The sequence below is a fragment of the Cupriavidus sp. YAF13 genome (assembly GCF_052113425.1).
GTDB lineage: Bacteria > Pseudomonadota > Gammaproteobacteria > Burkholderiales > Burkholderiaceae > Cupriavidus.
Genome location: NZ_JBFRDD010000006.1, coordinates 149,410 through 165,484, shown reverse-complemented (window position 1 = coordinate 165,484; position 16,075 = coordinate 149,410). Strand labels below are relative to the sequence as shown.

12 protein-coding genes are annotated in these 16,075 nt (G+C 65.7%); 6 read left to right on the top strand and 6 right to left on the bottom strand.

Features of this window, described 5'->3' with window-relative positions:
* Positions 1–235: 235 nt before the first annotated feature.
* Positions 236–1,582, bottom strand: a complete 1,347-nt coding sequence (locus AB4061_RS07555; protein ID WP_441632361.1) for a cytochrome-c peroxidase — start codon at positions 1,580–1,582, stop codon at positions 236–238.
* Positions 1,583–1,812: 230 nt separating this feature from the next.
* On the opposite strand from AB4061_RS07555, the gene acpA reads away from it, so the two are divergent.
* The 3 genes from acpA to AB4061_RS07540 all read left to right on the top strand — a co-directional run bounded on the left by acpA (position 1,813) and on the right by AB4061_RS07540 (position 6,182).
* Positions 1,813–3,951 carry an acid phosphatase gene (gene acpA / locus AB4061_RS07550; RefSeq protein ID WP_441632359.1) on the top strand — a complete coding sequence of 713 codons (2,139 nt, stop codon included), beginning with the start codon at positions 1,813–1,815 and terminating at the stop codon, positions 3,949–3,951.
* Positions 3,952–4,150: 199 nt separating this feature from the next.
* Positions 4,151–5,089 (top strand): LysR family transcriptional regulator, encoded by a 939-nt coding sequence (locus AB4061_RS07545; protein ID WP_183032835.1) that lies wholly within the window; start codon positions 4,151–4,153, stop codon positions 5,087–5,089.
* 109 nt (positions 5,090–5,198) lie between these two features.
* Positions 5,199–6,182: a Bug family tripartite tricarboxylate transporter substrate binding protein gene (locus AB4061_RS07540; protein WP_441632357.1), complete on the top strand. Its 984-nt coding sequence runs from the start codon at positions 5,199–5,201 to the stop codon at positions 6,180–6,182.
* A gap of 175 nt (positions 6,183–6,357) precedes the next feature.
* Here AB4061_RS07540 and AB4061_RS07535 read toward each other — a convergent pair whose 3' ends face one another.
* From AB4061_RS07535 to AB4061_RS07525, 3 genes are all read right to left on the bottom strand, one after another.
* Positions 6,358–6,696 carry a hypothetical protein gene (locus AB4061_RS07535; RefSeq protein WP_441632355.1) on the bottom strand — a complete coding sequence of 113 codons (339 nt, stop codon included), beginning with the start codon at positions 6,694–6,696 and terminating at the stop codon, positions 6,358–6,360.
* A 479-nt stretch (positions 6,697–7,175) separates the two neighbouring features.
* Positions 7,176–7,736: a single-stranded DNA-binding protein gene (gene ssb / locus AB4061_RS07530; RefSeq protein ID WP_441632353.1), complete on the bottom strand. Its 561-nt coding sequence runs from the start codon at positions 7,734–7,736 to the stop codon at positions 7,176–7,178.
* Between the two features lie 197 nt (positions 7,737–7,933).
* Positions 7,934–9,190: an MFS transporter gene (locus AB4061_RS07525; RefSeq protein ID WP_441632351.1), complete on the bottom strand. Its 1,257-nt coding sequence runs from the start codon at positions 9,188–9,190 to the stop codon at positions 7,934–7,936.
* A 383-nt stretch (positions 9,191–9,573) separates the two neighbouring features.
* Here AB4061_RS07525 and uvrA point away from each other — a divergent pair, with 383 nt between their 5' ends.
* The 3 genes from uvrA (at position 9,574) to AB4061_RS07510 (ending at position 13,388) form a co-directional block, all read left to right on the top strand.
* A complete protein-coding gene (gene uvrA, locus AB4061_RS07520) occupies positions 9,574–12,438 on the top strand; it encodes an excinuclease ABC subunit UvrA (RefSeq protein WP_150991795.1) in 2,865 nt (954 codons plus the stop codon).
* 5 nt (positions 12,439–12,443) lie between these two features.
* Entirely contained in the window at positions 12,444–12,791 is a 348-nt protein-coding gene (locus AB4061_RS07515) for a hypothetical protein (protein WP_441632348.1), read from the top strand.
* A 111-nt stretch (positions 12,792–12,902) separates the two neighbouring features.
* Positions 12,903–13,388 (top strand): adenosine-specific kinase, encoded by a 486-nt coding sequence (locus AB4061_RS07510; RefSeq protein WP_441632346.1) that lies wholly within the window; start codon positions 12,903–12,905, stop codon positions 13,386–13,388.
* A 39-nt stretch (positions 13,389–13,427) separates the two neighbouring features.
* Here the strand turns inward: AB4061_RS07510 and AB4061_RS07505 are convergent, their stop codons facing one another.
* Both AB4061_RS07505 and AB4061_RS07500 read right to left on the bottom strand, forming a co-directional pair.
* Positions 13,428–15,113 (bottom strand): Na/Pi cotransporter family protein, encoded by a 1,686-nt coding sequence (locus AB4061_RS07505; protein WP_441632344.1) that lies wholly within the window; start codon positions 15,111–15,113, stop codon positions 13,428–13,430.
* Between the two features lie 317 nt (positions 15,114–15,430).
* A complete protein-coding gene (locus AB4061_RS07500) occupies positions 15,431–16,003 on the bottom strand; it encodes an adenine phosphoribosyltransferase (RefSeq protein WP_441632342.1) in 573 nt (190 codons plus the stop codon).
* Between the last annotated feature and the right edge of the window lie 72 nt (positions 16,004–16,075).

The window sequence follows — 16,075 nt, the reverse complement described above, 5'->3', positions numbered from 1 at the left end:
CGGGCCTGGCAGGGCATTCGGGCCCCGGAAGCGCAGCGAAAGCCATCGCGAATCGCGGTGTTGGTACGGTCAGGCCGCTATCCTATCCCGAAGGACGGCAGCGTGCCGCGCGCTGAAGTGTGGCGCTGACATCTCCTGACAACACGGTGTCAGGAGGAAATGGGGACGGATTGGAAAAAGGAAAGGCCTGCGAGGCACCCGAGTACCGGCAAGCAGCCACTGCCGCCGGGACTCGTCAATGGGTTGCAGGCAAGCGGTAGCCGTCGTTGAGGGTCTTCAGGAACGCGATGACGTCGCGGATCTCCGCCTCCGACAGGGCAGGCTTGCTGCCAGGCGCGCCGCCGAACGGGGGCTCCATATTCACGTTGTCACGATACCGCGCCGGCAGGTCGTCGAACTTGTCGATGCTGCCGTCGGCCTTGCGCGGGTACCACTTGCCGGGATTGCTGTCCCGTTGCACATAGAAACGCAACACGTCTTCCAGCGAATGAAAGGCGCCGTTGTGGAAGAAGGTCTTGCGTTGCGCCACGTTGCGCAGGCCGGGCGTGCGGAACAGGCCACAATACTCTGCGCGCGCCTTCAGGTCGGTGCGATCCGGCCCGCACAGGCCCATGTCGAAGAAGGCCGGATCGGCATTGACCGCCAGTTTGCGGTTGCGCGGCACGCCCAGCGCGATGAAGCCAAAATCGCTGAAGGCGGGAAAGACGCCATCGGCGCTGATCGCGCTGGGGTGGCAGGCCGCGCAGTTGCCCTTGGCGGGATCGTTGAACAGGCGCAGGCCGCGCGCTTCCTGCTCGCTCAGCTTGACCTGCCGCCGCAGGAACGCATCGTACTTGCTGCTGTAGGGATAGAACTCGGACGGTGTTTCCTGGAACACCTCGAGCGCCATCAGCGCGGCCTGGAAAGCGACCTCGTCGCGCTCCAGGATGTCGGCGCCGAACACCTCGCGCAAGGTCTGCGCATGCTTGCCGGCGCGCAGCCTGGCGGCCACCGCCGCCGCGTCCGCGTTCGCCATCTCATGCGGGGACAGCAGGGGAATGCCGGCCTGCTCGTGCGTGGAAGACGCCCGCCCGTCCCAGTTGTGGCCGCCGGTGGGGCCCTCGTCTTCGCTGTCGTTGCCGTCGTTCTCGTGGAAATGCTCGGAGAACGGCGGCACGTTCTGCACATAGCGCAGTGACGGCGCCGCGCGCGCGCCGGTGCGCAGCATGTCGGGGCCGCCCAGTTGCACCGACAGGTCGTTGGCCGGCCCATAGGCGTGTTCCGGGCTATGGCAATTCGCGCACGCGAGCCGGCCGGACGCCGATAACGCGGGATCAAAGAACAGCGCCTTGCCAAGCGCGGCCATGGCCGGCACCGGCGGCCGGCGCGTTGCCATCAGGGTGTAGAACGCATCGGCGTAGGCCGGGCGCGAAGGTGCCGCCACCTGGCTGGCCGCCGGCGCGGATGCCGGAGCCGCGGCCGCGCCCTCCTGCGCGGACTTGCCACAGCCCGCCAGGGTCAGGGCGAAAGCCAGCAGCAAGGCCCCGGTGGCAAGGCGGCGGTTCGGGGAAGGAACTAGCGGCAAAACGAAGCGCGGTGGCATCTGTGCGGCGAAATGGAATGGCCAGGGCGGGACGGGTGCGGCAGCCCAGGCACAGGAGATTCAGGAATGCGCCGCCACGCTAGCACGCGTGCATGACAGCAGCGTGTCATGCACGGCCGGATGTCTTTTTCTCGTACTGGCGCCATCATCAATCTGACATGGAGCGGCGCGAGAATCGCGCGGCTGTCCCAAAAAAAACCGCCTTACACATAACGAAAAAAGGATATTCCATGCGCCGAGCCTTAAGACTTTATCCCCTTGCAGCGGTGGCCGCCGCTGCCATGGCCGCCTGCGGCGGCAGCGACTCCAGTACTGCCCTCACCACCTCGGGCGTGGTGACCGGCAGCTATTTCGAACACGCCAAGGTCTGCATCGATACCAACAACGATGGCAAGTGCGAAAGCACGGAGACCAGCACCTACACCGACAAGTTCGGCGCCTTTACGCTCACCGGCCAGGGCGCGATCGCCGCCGAGATCGGCAGCGACGCCTTCCGCAACGATGACACCGGCGGCCACGCAGCCGTGACCCGTCCGCTGGTGTTCCGCGCACCGGCCAGCGCCAACGGTGTGATCAGCGCCATCACGACCGAACTGGTCGCGCTCATGGAGTCCAACGGCGGCGACCTCACCGCGGCCAAGGCACGTCTGGCCGCCCGCATCGGCGTGACGGCAGACAAGCTGCTGGCCGACCACAACAAGGAAACCGACAAGACCATCAAGGCGACCCTGCAGGCGGAGATCGATCAGACCATCGACCTGATCGCCGACTCGGTGGCCGGCGGCGGCGACATCGCCCAGGCGCTGCGCGACGGCGTCGCCAAGCGGGTCGCCCTCGACAACATCAAGACCGTGGTGGTGATCTATGCCGAGAACCGCGGCTTCGATAATCTCTACGGCCTGTTCCCGGGCGCCAACGGCGTCCCCGGCGTGAACCCCACCTCGACCGGCACCGTCGAGCCCCAGAAGGACTTTGATGGCTCCGTCCTGCCGGTGCTGCCGCCGACCTGGGGCGGGCTCACCGCGGCAGGGCAAGCCGTGCAGCTGCCGCAGGCCAGCACCGCCAACTGGGCGAACAAGCCGTTCCAGATCGACACCCCGCTTGCGTCTGGCGGCGTCAACGGCAGCGGCGTGGAAATCTCGCAATCCGTCACCACACGCGACCTGGTTCATCGCTTCTATAACAACCAGATGCAGATCAACGGCGGCAAGAACGACAAGTACGCCGCGTTCTCCGACGCAGGCGGCCTGACGATGGGCTATTACGACGGCAGCAAGATGGCGATGTGGCAACTCGCCAAGCAGTACGTGCTGGCCGACAATTTCTACATGGGTGCCTTTGGTGGCTCGTTCCTGAACCACCAGTACCTGATCTGCGCCTGCGCGCCGCAGTACCCGAACGCCGACGCGGCCACCTCGCCGGCCAAGAACTCGATCTCGGCCATCGATCTCGACGCCAACGGCAACTTCGTGCGCCTGACCCCCGGTACCGGCAATCCCACCTCGGTCCTCTCCGGCAAGGCGGTGTACCAGACCGACAGCACGCTGACACCCGCGGATAAGAGCGGCATGTTCTACGCCGTCAACACCATGCAGCCGGACTACCAGCCGAGCGGCAACAAGCCCGCCACCACCGATGCCACGGGCCTCTACGCCGACCCCACCAAGGCGACCACGCTGCCGCCACAGACCCAGACCACTATCGGCGACCTGCTCAACGCGCGCGGCGTAAGCTGGGCCTGGTACGCCGGTGCCTGGGCCAAGGCCACGCAGGACCCGACCGCCATCTACAACAACACGGTGCCCAACTTCCAGGCGCACCACCAGCCGTTCAACTACTACGCCAACTTCGACCCGGTCACCCAGGCCGCCAACCGCAGCGCGCACCTGAAGGACTTCGACAGCCAGTTCCTGCAAGATGCCGCCGCCGGCAACCTGCCCGCGGTCGCGTTCTACAAGCCGCAGGGCAACCTGAACCAACACCCCGGCTATGCAAGCGTGACCGACGGCGACGCCCATATCGCCAGCGTGATCGCGCAGCTGCAGAAGAGCCCGCAGTGGAAGAACATGCTGATCCTCGTCACCTACGACGAAAACGGCGGCTTCTACGACCACGCGCAAGTGCCCACCGGCGACCGCTGGGGCCCGGGCACGCGCATCCCGGCGATCCTGGTGTCGCCGTATGTGAAGAAGGGCTTTGTCGACCACACGCAATACGACACGGCCTCGGCGCTGCGCTTCATCACCCGCCGCTTTGTCCTGCCGACCCTGCCGGGCCTGCAGCAACGCGATGCCGCCCTGCTCGCCAACAAGGGCAAGGCCATGGGCGACCTGACCAACGCGCTGGACTTCACCGCCATGCCGCACTGAGCACGCACGGCGCCGTCACCGGCGCCGCGATCAAGAATGGGCGCCTCCTCGCGCCCGGCACACTACCGCAAGGCCTCTCGTTGACGGGAGGCCTTGTTCATCCTGGCTTTAGCAGCGCCTGCATGCCGCGCAATTCGCGATGCGCCCACCACCCTACAATACCGCCAGTCGATGCGGGCAAGGGAATCGGGGAAGGCACATGGAACTTCGGCAGCTGCGCTATTTCGTGCAGGTAGTGGAACTGGGCAGCATGGGGCAGGCAGCCCAGAAACTGGGCGTCGTCACATCCGCGCTAAGCCAGCAGATCAGCCGGCTGGAGAGCGAGCTGTCGACCCGCCTCTTGCAAAGGACATCGAGCGGCGTCGTCCCGACCGACGCGGGCCTGGCCTTCTGGCGGCAGGCGCAGCTGGCCATCCGCCACGCCGACGACGCAGTACGCGCCGCGCAGCTTGCGCGCCTCTCCGGCCACGTCAGCGTAGGCATGGCGCCGAGCACCATCGCCGTGCTCGGCCTGCCCTTCATGCTGGCCATGCGCGAGCGCTATCCCGATATCCGGCTGCACCTGGTCGAGAACCTCTCCGGCAACCTGGCGTCGATGATCGGTGCGCGGCAACTCGACCTCGCCGTGCTGTTCCAGATCGAAGGCACCCAGCGCTGGGACGTGACGCCGCTGCTTGACGAGCGCCTGTTCGTCATCGCCCGGGAGGGACTTGCGGGACTACCGGCGGCCGGGCCCGTGCGGATCGAACAGCTTGGCGAGCTGCCGCTGATCCTGCCAAGCAGCCCGCATGGCTTGCGTGCCCTGCTCAACACCGCGTTTGCGCGCAGCCAGCACCCGCTCAACGTCATTGCCGAGATCGACGGCCTGGCGATGCTGATGGATGCGGTGCGCGCCGGCCTCGGCGCCACCATCCAGCCCGGCGCGGCGGTGGCCCGGCTGATCGGCGAACCGCTGCGCATGCTGGAAATCGCTGACAGCAATAGCAACAGCACGGTCCATCGGCCCAACCTGCTGGTCAGCCTCTGCGACGACGAACTGTCTCCGGCAGGCCTGGCGGCCCGCACCGTGCTGGCCAGCGTGACCCGCGCGCTGGTCGAGGACGGGCGCTGGCCCGGCGCCACTCTTCACAAAGCCTGAAGACCCCTTGCCGGAACGTGACTGGCGCCGGCCTGAGGCGCTACGTACAGTCTTGCCAGCAAAAAAGCGCACCCCGCCAACTACCAGAACGATCCCCCCAGGAGACAAGATGAAGCCCACCGCACGCCGCGCCGTGATCGCCAGCATCCTCGGCACCGCCCTCATGTCGGCGGGTGTCGTCGCATTCGCGGCGGACAGCTGGCCCGCCAAGCCGATCTCGCTGGTCGTCCCGTTTGCCGCCGGCGGCACCACCGACATCATCGGCCGCACCGTCGGCCAGAAGCTCGGTGAAGCGTTGCGCCAGCCGGTGGTGATCGACAACCGGCCCGGCGCGGGCGGCACGCTCGGCGCCGCCAACGTGGCAAGGGCGCAGGCGGATGGCTACACCTTCCTGCTCGCCACCATCGCACACACGATGGCGCCCGGCATCTACAAGACGCTCCCCTACGATTTCACCAGGGACCTCGACCCGATCGGCATGGTCGCGTTGACGCCCAACGTGCTGCTGGTCAACCAAATGATCCCGGCCCGGTCCGTGCCGGAACTGATTGCCTACATCAAGGCGCATCCGGGCAAGGTCAACTATGGCTCCGCCGGCACCGGCAGCACCGAACACCTATCCGGCGAGCTGTTCCGCTCGATGACGGGCACCGACATCGCCCACGTGCCCTACAAGGGCGGCGCCCCGATGATGACGGACCTGATCGCCGGGCAAATCCAGATGGCCATCGAAACCAGCCCCTCCGCCGCGCCCCACGTACGCAGCGGCAAGGTGAAGGCGCTCGCTGTCACCACGGCGAAACGGTCCTCCGCCTACCCCAGCGTCCCGACGCTCGACGAGAGCGGCGTCAAGGGATTCGAGGTAACGACGTGGTACGCGCTGATGGCGCCGCGTGGCACGCCGCCTGCGATCGAGCAGCGTGTGAGCACGGAGCTGGCGAAAGTCCTGCAGCTGCCCGAGGTGCAGAAACGCTTCGAGGAACAGGGCGTAACGGCAGGCGATATGGCGCCGGCACAGTTGGCGGGGTTCATTCGTTCGGAGACCACCAAGTGGACCAAGGTGGCCAAGGACTCGGGGGCGACCGCGGAGTGAAGTGCGGGGGCCTTCAAAAGGCCAAGAAAAAAACCCCGGGAATCAACGACTCCCGGGGTTTTTCGTTTGCCAGTGCAGGCCGTACCGACAGTCGCGGCCTGCGATGGCGGGGATGCTCAGAATGGTCAGAACGGTTAAGGTCGCCGACGAGAACGATTCCATCAAACATGGCTAGTCATCCCTCTTCTGCCCGAATTTCTGCCAACGCTTTCTCCAGCATCTTCATGTCCGGTGGATTCTTTTGCCCTCCTTTGGAACCAAGCCAGCGATGTACTGCATTCTTAGGCCCGCTGCCAAGACGTTTTCCTTCGGTGGTTAAGTCGTTCTTCCTGAGCACTCGCTTGACGACCAGTCCATGTCCATCGCTCACAGAACAGGTCAGCAATCCGTTATTTTCTAGAAACAGAAATAGTTGCTCCATACCAACTTTGACGCTCTCCGCTAAATCCGGGGTGTTTACATATGCGTTCAGCAGTTCATCTATGTTCCAGATTTCATAATCAACTTCCATCATTCGATCCTCTCAACTTTTGATATCTCTTGGACAGGGGCCAATGCACCGGTACTCCGGTCTTTGATATAGGCTCCGCCCTGCGCGCGAATACGACCTTCCTTTGCCGATTGGTTTCTATTGTCGGCGCCTAAGCTGGTAACTTCATAAATCTGCGCTTGCCCATTTTCGCCGTAGCACGTGATGGCACAGCGGACCGAGATCGGGGTAGGCCGCGCGCAGCGTCTCGATAATCTATCGATAGCCACGGGGCCCTCCATGGCGTCGCCAAACCGATTGACGAAGACATAGGGATTGCGATGTGCACGGGGCCAACGGGCCCTCACACCCCGATCCATATGCCAACGAACAGAGCTTTTCCCGAAGCGGCGAATCATCCACAGCAAAGTTTACGCCGCTCAATGCTTACCAAGGCATTGACTGCAACGAAAAAGCCCCGCTTTTGGCGGGGCTGATCTTTACACCTTTTGGTTACGAAACCGTCAGAACGGAATATCGTCGTCCATGTCTTCAAAGCCATTCGACGGAGCCTGCTGCTGGCGACGCGCGCCGCCGGCACCTTGCTGGCCACCGGCGGCCTGGCCGCCACCGCTGCGTGCACCGCCGCCGTAACCACCACCGCCGCCGCCCGACGATTCGCGGCCACCACCGTAGCCACCGCCGCCCATGTCGTCGCCACCGCCGCCGCCGCCACCACCGCCCATGCCCTGGCGCGAGCCCAGCATCTGCATTTGCTCAGCCACGATTTCGGTGCTGTACTTTTCCACGCCGGACTGGTCGGTCCACTTGCGGGTGCGGATGCGCCCTTCGATATAGACCTGCGAGCCCTTGCGCAGGTACTGGCCGGCGATCTCGGCCAGCTTGCCGAAGAAGGCGATGCGGTGCCACTCGGTGGCTTCCTTCATCTCGCCGCTGGTCTTGTCCTTGTAACGATCGGTGGTCGCCAGGCGGATGTTGCTCACGGCGTCGCCGCTGGGCAGGTAGCGGGTTTCCGGATCCGCGCCCAGGTTGCCGACGAGGATGACTTTGTTGATCGATGCCATGTGAATGTTCTCCCAGGGCCACGCCCTCTGCTGCAAGCGGCGTGGCGATGCCTTGACTGTTGACTGATGCGTAAACGAATAACGCGCCCCCGGCCAAGAAGTCGGGCGCGCGGTCATGCTAGTGCCTAATTACGGCAAAAAGCTATACGAAGTGATGCGGGCAGCCCTTGCGGACTAATGACCGCGAGCTGCCAACCTCAGGCAGCGACGGCCTGGGCACTGCTTTTCCGGGCCGGCGGCGACTTCATGTTCCAGGCGATTATAAGCCAGAGGAGGAGCACCACGGCGCAGCCGATGAAGACCGCGCTACGGCCTTCGTGCTTGAGCAGCCAGCCACCCACGGCACCGCCCAGGAACAGGCCCATCGCCTGCGTGGTGTTGTAGACGCCAAGCGCAGCCCCGCGCGCGGCGGCGGCGTAGCGCGACACCAGCGAGGGCTGCATGGCTTCCAGCACGTTGAAGGCCACGAAGAACAGCAGCAACACGCCCACGATGCCCCACAGGCCGTGCACGGCGGCAAACAGCAGCTGCACCGCGGTCATCAGGCCGACCGCGCCGAGCAGCACGGGGCGCACCTTGCCATAGCGTTCGGCGGCCATCATCGGCGCGAGCATCAGCACGAAGGAAACCAGCACCACCGGCAGGTAGACCTTCCAGTGCTGGTCCAGCGGCATGCCGGCATCGCTGAGCATGGCCGGCACCACCATGAACATGGCCACCTGCGACGCGTGCAGTGCCAGCACACCCACGTTCAGGCGGATCAGGTCGGGGTTGAGCAGCACGCTGCGAAACGGCAGCCGCACAGGATGCGGCGGCGGCGGCGTGGGCACCAGGAACAGGGTCACCAGGATGGCGACCACGCCCAGCACCGACATCAGCGTGAAGATCCCGGGCATGCCGATGCTGTGCAGCAGCGGCGAGGCAATCACCAGCGACAGCGCGAAGGTCAGGCCGATGCTTCCGCCCACCATGGCCATGGCCTTGGTGCGATGCTGCTCGCGGGTCAGGTCGGCGATGCAGGCGGTGATGGCCGCGGAGATCGCGCCCATGCCTTGCAGCGAGCGGCCGATGATGATGCCGGACAACGTGTCGGAGTTGGCCGCCACCAGCCCGCCGGCGACAAACAGCAGCAGGCCCGCCACCATCACCGGCTTGCGGCCGACGCGGTCGGACAGCCAGCCGAGAGGAATGTGCAGGAAAGCTTGCATCAGGCCGTAGATGCCCATGGCCAGGCCCACGCGCTGGGCGTCGTGCCCGTCGGGCAGGCCATGCGCATATTCGGCGAACACAGGCAGGATCAGGAACAAGCCCAGCATGCGCAGGGCAAAAATACTGGCGAGCGAAATGCTGGCCCGCACTTCCATGCCGGTCATGCGGTCGCGCCCGGCAGCGGGCTGAACCTTGGAAACGTCGGCCTTGGCCGCATCTTGGGAGGAGCTATGGATCGACGACATTGCGATCGTGGGGAATTTCTATGACGGATTGCCGGGTCGTGCACCGCGCACGCACCGCATCACCCCAATGCTGACGGGGCGGCGACAACTTCGATCCATGGCCGGAGCGGAAGTTGCGGCGCTTCTGCCACCGTTGCCGCAGGGCGCAGACTAATGGCCCAAGCAACCCCCGGAAACCGAAGTTCGGTATATTAACAGGTTTGCTCTGCTGCGCTTTCGGGTCCGGACCGGACACCGCAAGCCCCGGCGCGGGCTGGCAAAGCCCGGCCTGAGGCTGGCCTGACGCCGGCTGCAGCCATGCTGGCATGCTTTTTTCTTGAAATTCCGTGAGACCCGGCCTGTCGTCCCGACCGGCGGCCCCGCCTGGCGAAGACAATCGGTATATGGAAGAAATTAGAATCCGTGGTGCCCGTACCCACAACCTGAAGAACATCAATCTCGATCTGCCGCGCAACAAGCTGATCGTGATTACCGGGCTGTCCGGATCGGGCAAGTCCTCGCTCGCCTTCGACACCCTGTACGCGGAGGGCCAGCGCCGCTACGTGGAGTCGCTGTCGGCCTACGCGCGCCAGTTCCTGCAGCTGATGGAGAAGCCGGACGTCGACCTGATCGAGGGACTATCGCCCGCGATCGCCATCGAACAGAAGGCAACCAGCCACAACCCGCGCTCAACCGTGGGCACGGTCACCGAGATCCACGACTACCTGCGGCTGCTGTTCGCGCGCGCCGGCACGCCTTACTGCCCCGACCACAACCTGGCGCTGCAGGCGCAAAGCGTCTCGCAGATGGTCGACGCCGCGCTGGCGCTGCCGGAAGACACCAAGCTGATGATCCTGGCGCCGGTGGTGGCCAACCGCAAGGGCGAGCACTCTGACCTGTTCGACACCATGCAGGCGCAGGGTTTCGTGCGCTTTCGCATCCGCTCCGGCGGCGGCACCACGCATGAGGCGCCGGCGGTGGTCTACGAGGTGGACGCGCTGCCCAAGCTGAAAAAGACCGAGAAGCATTCCATCGACGTGGTGGTGGATCGCGTCAAGGTGCGCCCGGACATCAAGCAACGCCTGGCGGAATCGTTTGAGACCGCGCTGCGCCTGGCCGACGGCCGCGCCATCGCGCTGGAGATCGACACCAACCAGGAACACGGATTCAGCTCCAAGTTTGCCTGCCCGATCTGCTCGTACTCGCTGCAGGAACTGGAGCCACGGTTGTTCTCGTTCAACAACCCGATGGGCGCCTGCCCGAGCTGCGACGGCCTGGGCCAGATCACCTTCTTCGACCCCAAGCGGGTGGTGGCCTTCCCCAACCTGTCGCTGGCCTCGGGCGCCATCAAGGGCTGGGACCGCCGCAACCAGTTTTACTTCCAGATGCTGCAAAGCCTGGCGGCCTACTACGACTTCGAGCTCGATACAGCCTTCGAGGACCTGCCGGCCGAGGTGCAGGAAGTCGTGCTGCACGGCTCGGGCGACGTCGAAATCCCGTTCACCTACATGAACGAACGTGGCCGCACCACCGTGCGCGAGCATGCCTTCGAGGGCATCATCCCCAACCTGGAACGCCGCTACCGCGAGACCGACTCCATCGCGGTGCGCGAGGAGCTCGCCAAGTACCAGAACAACCAGGCCTGCCCCGCCTGCCACGGTACCCGCCTGCGCACCGAGGCGCGCCACGTCAAGCTGGGCGAGAACGACCAGGCGCGCGCCATCTACGAGATCAACGGCTGGCCGCTGCGCGACGCGCTCACCTATTTCCTCACGCTGGACATGCACGGCGCCAAGCGCGAGATCGCCGACAAGATCGTCAAGGAAATCAGCGCGCGCCTGAACTTCCTCAACAACGTGGGGCTGGATTACCTGTCGCTCGAGCGCAGCGCCGACACGCTGTCGGGCGGCGAGGCACAGCGCATCCGGCTGGCGTCGCAGATCGGCTCCGGCCTGACGGGCGTGATGTACGTGCTGGACGAACCGTCCATCGGCCTGCACCAGCGCGACAACGACCGCCTGATCGGCACGCTCAAGCACCTGCGCGACATCGGCAACTCCGTGCTGGTCGTAGAGCACGACGAAGACATGATCCGCGCCTGCGACTACGTGGTCGACATTGGCCCGGGCGCCGGCGTGCACGGCGGCATGATCGTGGCCGAAGGCACGCCGCAGCAGATCGAGCAGTCGGCCAATTCGCTCACCGGGCAGTACATGTCCGGCGCACGCCGCATCGAGGTGCCGAAAGAGCGCGCTGCGCCCGACGAGGAAAAGCTGCTGCGCATCATCAACGCCACCGGCAACAACCTGCGCAACGTCAGCGCCGAGATCCCGGTGGGCCTGCTCACCTGCGTGACCGGCGTGTCGGGCTCGGGCAAGTCGACGCTGATCAACGACACGCTCTACCACGCGGTGGCGCGCCACCTGTATGGCTCCACGGCGGAGCCGGCCGCGCACGACCGCATCGACGGGCTGGAGCATTTCGACAAGGTCATCAACGTCGACCAGAGCCCGATCGGCCGCACCCCGCGCTCGAACCCCGCGACGTACACCGGCCTGTTCACGCCGATCCGCGAGCTGTTCGCGGGCGTGCCGTCGGCCAAGGAGCGTGGCTACGATCCGGGCCGCTTCTCGTTCAACGTCAAGGGCGGGCGCTGCGAGGCCTGCCAGGGAGATGGCGTGATCAAGGTCGAGATGCACTTCCTGCCGGACGTGTACGTGCCTTGCGACGTCTGCCATGGCAAGCGCTACAACCGCGAAACACTAGAGGTGCTCTACAAGGGCAAGAACATCCACGAAGTGCTCGACATGACGGTCGAGCACGCGCACGAGTTCTTCCTGGCGGTGCCTGTCGTGCGGCGCAAGCTCAAGACGCTGCTGGACGTGGGCCTTGGCTACATCCGGCTGGGCCAGTCCGCCACCACGCTCTCGGGCGGCGAGGCGCAGCGCGTCAAGCTGTCGCTGGAGCTGTCCAAGCGCGACACCGGCCGCACGCTCTACATCCTGGACGAACCCACCACGGGCCTGCACTTCCACGATATCGAACTGCTGCTCAAGGTCATCCACAAGCTGCGCGACCAGGGCAACACGGTGGTCATCATCGAGCACAACCTGGACGTGATCAAGACCGCGGACTGGCTGCTCGACATGGGCCCGGAGGGCGGTGCGGGCGGTGGCCAGGTGATCGCCAAGGGCACGCCGGAAACGGTGGCGGCTAGCCGCGCGAGCTTCACCGGCAAGTACCTGGCGCCGCTGCTCGAGCGCCGCTGACCACAATGCGCACGGGTTCCCCCCTCATCCTGCGCGCCTGGCAATGCGCGCTGCTGCTCGGCAGCGCAGCCGTTGCCGGCCCGGCTGCGGCGCAGGCCACCGTCACGCCGATCGACCTGGCCGCGCCGGCGGCGCGAGCGCTCGATGAACCTGCCGCGCCAGCGGCATCCGCCCCGCCCGCGCAAGCCGCCCGGGAGGCCAGCGCCGCCAGCGCTGCCCGGGTACCAGCCAAGGCGAGCGGCGCCGTATCCGGCAATCTGGCGCTGACGCTGGGCGGGGCTGCCGTGCTTGTGGCCATCGCCGCGATGCTGCAGCGCGCGCGCCGCAGACGCCGCCCGCGGTCCTCGAAGTAGGCCCGCGCGGCGCCTTGCATTCGACCTTGCCCGGCCTACCATAGACTGCGGAAGGCCGCGCCTCTTGAAGCCCTTTCCGGGGCTGGCACAGGCCAATGCAGGAGCACGGCCATGGAACTCACCGTAGTGCCGATCGCCAAGCCCGAGGCGACCAACTTCATTTTCGGGCAATCCCACTTCATCAAGACCGTGGACGACATCCACGAGGCGCTGGCCGGCGCGGTGCCGGGCATCCGCTTTGGACTGGCGTTCTGCGAGGCCTCGGGCAAGCGCCTTGTGCGCTGGTCCGGCACCGACGAGGCGATGATCGACCTGGCGTGCCAGAACGCGCTGGCAATCGGCGCCGGCCACTGCTTCCTGGTGTTCCTCGGCGACGGCTTCTATCCGGTCAATGTGCTCGCGACCGTGCGCGCGGTGCCGGAGGTGTGCCGGATCTATTGCGCCACGGCAAACCCGACCGAGGTGGTGGTAGCGCAGACCGCGCAGGGGCGCGCGGTGCTTGGCGTGGTGGATGGCGCCTCGCCGCTCGGGCTGGAAACCGAGGCTGACATTGCCGCGCGGCGGAACCTGCTGCGGGAGATCGGCTACAAGCTGTAGCCCTCCTTAGTGGCTCCTCAGTGGCTCCTTCGTGCCGCCTTAGTGCGCCTGCGCGGACGGCACCGCCCTGGCTGGGGGTTCGCCATCGTCTTCCTTCATGCGGCTGCGGTTAAGCACGCCAGCGTCTTCCAGCACCGGATAGGCGGTGGCGCAGAACAACGAGTTCAGGCGCTTGAGATCGCTGATTACGTCGAGGTGCAGCGAGCTGGTCTCGATGCTCTCGGCGGTCTGCACTGCGATGCGTTGCAGGTGGGTACGCGCGTACTGGCGCTCCATCTCGCGGAAGGTCGCCTTCTCCGCCATCAGTTGCTGCGCGCTTTTCAGGTCGCCGGAGAGGAAGACCGACAACCCGAGCCGCAGGTTGGCCACCACGCGCGCGTGCATCTGCGAGATCTCCTGCATGCCGGCTTCCGAGAAGGCCAGGTTGTGGGCGATCTTCTTTTCGCGCGCGTCCTGCACGATGCGCTCGATGATGTCGCCGGCATGCTCGAGGTTGATGGTGAGCGAGATGATTTCCGTCCAGCGCCGGCCGTCGCGCTCATCCAGTGCCTCCAGGCTGATCCGGGTCAGGTAAAGCTTGATCGCGGTGTAGAGATCGTCCACCTCGTCGTCGATGCGGCAGGTGGCGGTGGCGAGCTTGGCATCGTTGGTGCGTAGCACGCGCAGCATGTTGTCCAGCATCTGCTCGATGCGGTCGCCGATGCGCAGCACCTCGCGCGCGGCATTGGACAACGCCAGCGCCGGCGTGGGCAGCGCGGCGGGATCGAGGTGGCGCGGGGTGACCTGGCTGTCGCCGGTGTTGCGGCCCGGCAGCACCGCCTCGCACAGGCGCGCCAGCGGACCGGTGGCGCCCAGCAGCAGCGCCGCCAGCGCCACATTGAAGAGCAGGTGGAAATTCACGACCAGCCGCTGCGGATCGGCATCGACCAGCGCAAGCAGGTGTTCGGCCTGCCCCAGCAAGGGCAGCGCGATCACGCATCCGAGCAGGCGCGATAGCAGGTTGCCCAGCGTGACGCGCTTGCCGGGCTGGTTGTTGCCCGAGGTGGTCAGCAGCGCGGAAATGCCCGAGCCCAGGTTGGCGCCCAGCACCAGCGCCATCGCCACATGCAGCGACACCACCCCGGCCGAGGCCAGCGCTCCGCAGAACAGCACCACCGCCAGGCTGGAATAGCAAAGGATGGTCAGGAAGGCGCCAATCAGCATGTCCAGCGTCGGGTCTCCGGTGAGCGTGCCGAACAACACCTTGACGCCAGCCGCTTCCACCACGGGGCGGGTGGCAATGGAGATCAGCTCCAGCGCCAGCGTGATCAGCCCCAGGCCGATCAGCACGCGGCCCACGTGGCCAGGCTTGTTGCCCTTCCAGGACAGATGCAGGATCACGCCAACGAAGATCAACAGCGGCGACAGCCAGGACAGGTCCAGCGAGAACACCTGCACCATGATGGCGGTGCCGACGTTGGCGCCCAGCATGATGGCCAGCGCCGGCGCCACGGCAATCAGGCCCTGGCCGACGAAGGAGCTGACGATGACGGCGGTCGCGTTGCTGCTCTGGACCAGGCCGGTCACGCCGAGGCCGGCGGCGAAGGCCGTGAACCGGTTGGAAATGCTGGACGAGAGCACGTGGCGCAGGTTGGCGCCATACACGCGCAGGATGCCGACCTTGACGATGTTGGTGCCCCACACCAGCAGCGCCACGCCGGAAAGCAAATGAAGTAGTACGCCCATGCTGCGCCCTTATGCCCTTATGTGACCGGTGCCTCCAATGCGGATCGCAAGATTTCGCCCGGCCATCGTATCGTTGTCAATGGGGCATTATGCGCCTGCCGGCATGTGTGGGCAACGCCATGTCCACGCTGCGAAAATGGCCGCAAGCCCAATGCGCAAGCCGCTCACGCCGGACGTAGCAAGTGCCGCGGGGCGAAGCCTGGCGGCCAATGCCGGGGGCGCCGTAATTGGCATATTATTACAGCTTGAGGCATTTTGTTGCAAAACCAAAGGCAGCGCGGCGCCCGTGCCGCCCGGAGATCGGGCGTCAATGCGCGTCAATGCCCGTCAAAGCGGCAAACCGTGAACAGCGGCAGGCCGCTATCCAGCAGGTGGCGCGAGCCACCGAGCTCGGGCAGGTCGACGATGGCGGCGCCTTCCACCACGGTGGCGCCCAGCCGCTCGAGCAGCTTGCGGCCAGCCATCATGGTGCCGCCGGTGGCGATCAGGTCGTCCACCAGCAGCACGCGGTCACCCGGCTTGCAGGCATCGGCGTGGATCTCCACCGTGGCGCTGCCGTACTCCAGCTCATATTCCTCGGCCACGGTCTCGAACGGCAGCTTGCCCTTCTTGCGGATTGGCACGAAGCCCAGGTTCAGCTCGTACGCCACGATGGCGCCCAGAATAAAGCCACGTGCGTCGATGCCGGCCACCACGTCGAGCTTGGTGTCCATGTAGCGGTGCACAAAGACATCGATCAGCACGCGCAGGGACTTGGGATCCTGCAGCAACGGCGTGATGTCGCGGAACATCACGCCGGGCTGCGGCCAGTCAGGCACGGTACGGATGCGTTCGCGCAGGTAGTGGGTAACGTCGCCAAGGGCGGACGACTGGATGGTGGTGTTGGGCATGGGGACTCGTTCGGGCAGCCCGCCAAATCGGCAGGCTGGATGCGGTAATGGGTTACCACCCGGGCTGCCGCA